Here is a 2,325-nt window from a genome sequence, read left to right on the forward strand (position 1 = left end):
CGCGCGAGGAGTGGACGGACAACGAGGCCCTCGCCGTCGACCGACGACCAGTGCGGGCCTACTCGCTCGGCATGCGGCAGCGGCTCGGCATCGCCGCCGCGCTGCTCCGTGAGCCCGAGCTGCTCCTGCTCGACGAGCCCACCAACGGCCTCGACCCCCGCGGGATCCAGGAGATGCGCGCGCTGCTCACCGAGCTGAACGCGGCGGGCACCACCGTCGTGCTGTCCTCGCACCTGTTGTCCGAGGTCGAGGCCCTGTGCACGGCCGTCGGCGTGATGGACCGGGGACGGCTCGCCCTGACCTCCGACCTCGCCGCGCTGCGTGCCCCGACCGGCCGGATCCTCGTCCGGACGCCCGACCCGGCGGGCGTCGTCGGGGTGCTCGACGGCCAGGTCGTCGCCCGATCGGGGGATCTCGTCACGGTGACGGGGAACGATCCCGCACGGCTCAACGCGCAGCTGGTGGCGGCGGGGGTCCCGGTGGCGGGGCTGACCACGGAACACCGGACGCTGGAAGAGGTGGTGCTCGCCGTGACGGGAGCGGGCAACGACCGGGTGGACCGTTCGTGATCGGCGTCGAGCTGCGGCTGATGCTGCGCAAGCGCCGGGTCTGGCTGTGCTGGGCCCTGCTCTGCGCGCTGCCCACGCTGGTGGCGGTCCTGCTCGCCACGACCCGGCTCGCCCCGCCACCCGGGCGCGGCGGCGCGTTCCTCTCGGCCGTGGTGAGCAACGGGCAGATCTTCCCGGCGGCGGCGCTCGCGCTCGTCATCCCGGTGTTCCTGCCGATCACCGTGGCGGTCGTCGCCGGGGACACGATCGCGGGCGAGGCCGCGGCAGGCACCCTGCGGTACCTGCTGGTGCGGCCGGTGCGGCGGGTGACGCTGCTGGTGGCGAAGCTGGTCTCGGTCGCCGCGTTCGTGCTGCTCGCCGTGGTGTTCGTGACGGTCGTGTCGTACGTCGTCGGGGTGCTCGCGTTCGGCTTCGGGCCGGACGCCTCGCTGGGTGGCGGCGGCAGCATCCCGTCGCTGTCGGGGGTGGAGCTGACGCCGGCGGACGTCGCGTTCCGGACCGCCGCGACCGTCGGGTACCTGGCTCTCTGCATGCTCGCGCTCGGCGCGGTCGGGCTCTTCCTGTCGACGCTCACCGACTCCCCACTCGCCGCAGCGCTCGGGGTGTTGGCGCTGGTCGTGGCCAGTGCGGCGTTGCAGCCGCTCGACGCCGCCGCAGCGATCGAGCCCTTCCTGCCGACCGCGCACTGGCTGGCCTGGATCGACCTCTACCGCGACCCGATCCTCTGGACGGACGTCCGGGAGGGTGCGGTGGTGCAGCTGGGGTACGTGGTCGTGGCCTTCGGCGCCGCCTGGGCGAACTTCTCGACCAAGGACATCACGACCTAGGTGCGGTTCGCCGGTTCACGATCGCACGTTTCGTGCGGTCAGCGCGGCAAGATCGGCAGCTGGGTGCACACAACGCTGCCGGCACCGCGCTGAGCGCACGCTACCGGCGATCATGGAGCGCTCGCGCAGCTCGCCCCCGCCAGATCGATCGGGGCGGCGTCGAGGCCGCGCAGGACCAGCTCCGCGACCGTGCCGTCGGTGGGCAGGCCCGAGTGGGACACCCGCGCGCCGGGACAGACCTGCTGGACCTCGACGTTCGTCGCGCCGGGGAGCCGCGCGGTGTCCGGGGGCGTGGAGGTCTCGTCGTCCGCGGTCCAGATCGACAGCCACGGCACCTCGGCCCCCACCCCCGAGAGCTCGCCCAGCTCCGCGGAACCCGGCGCGAGCTGGCGACACGCCGCGGGGCAGGCGTCGGGGGCCTGGCTGACCACGGCGGCGGCGAGCGTCGTGCCGTTCAGCGGGGAGCCCATCGTGACGATCCGGCGGGCCTTCGCCGCGCCGTCGTCCCGGGCCACCCACAGGCCTGCGACCACGCCACCTGCGCTGTACCCCACGACGTCGACGGACGGGGCGCCCGCCGCCAGCGCGGCGTCCGCGGCCGCGTCGAGCACCCGGACCTGGGCGGAGAGGTCACCGGTGCCGTCGCCGACCAGGGTGAGCACCTCGGCCTGACGCCCGGTCGCCTCGATCCGCGCCGCGAGCCGCAGCAGCCCGTCGCGGCCGCCGCCGTACCCGGGCACGAGCAGCACGGTCCCCGGGCGGTCCTGCGCGGGCCGCGCGTCCGGGTCGACGCTCGGCCCCGGGACCAGCTGCACCCCGACGACCACCACCGCCACCAGCACCAGCCCCGCGACGATCACCGCGAGCAGCCGCCTGCGGGGACTCACCCGGCGCCTCCGACGACCCTGCGCCCCACGGTCGCCCGACGG

3 protein-coding genes are annotated in these 2,325 nt (G+C 75.0%); 2 read left to right on the forward strand and 1 reads right to left on the reverse strand.

Annotated features, from left to right (window positions below; genetic code table 11):
- Positions 1-569: AAA family ATPase (locus H5J29_RS29590; RefSeq protein WP_181784261.1), on the forward strand; the 569-nt coding region annotated here is incomplete at its 5' end.
- The gene (locus H5J29_RS29595; protein ID WP_181784262.1) at positions 566-1,396 is read left to right on the forward strand and encodes an ABC transporter permease; all 831 of its coding nucleotides are present in this window, start codon (positions 566-568) and stop codon (positions 1,394-1,396) included. The genes H5J29_RS29590 and H5J29_RS29595, both read left to right, overlap by 4 nt.
- 110 nt (positions 1,397-1,506) lie before the next feature.
- On the opposite strand, the gene H5J29_RS29600 is transcribed toward H5J29_RS29595, so the two are convergent.
- A partial coding sequence (locus tag H5J29_RS29600) for an esterase/lipase family protein (protein WP_376768591.1) occupies positions 1,507-2,325 on the reverse strand: 819 nt, incomplete at its 5' end.

It is taken from the genome of Pseudonocardia pini, assembly GCF_013870575.1.
In the GTDB taxonomy this organism is placed as follows: Bacteria; Actinomycetota; Actinomycetes; order Mycobacteriales; family Pseudonocardiaceae; genus Pseudonocardia; species Pseudonocardia pini.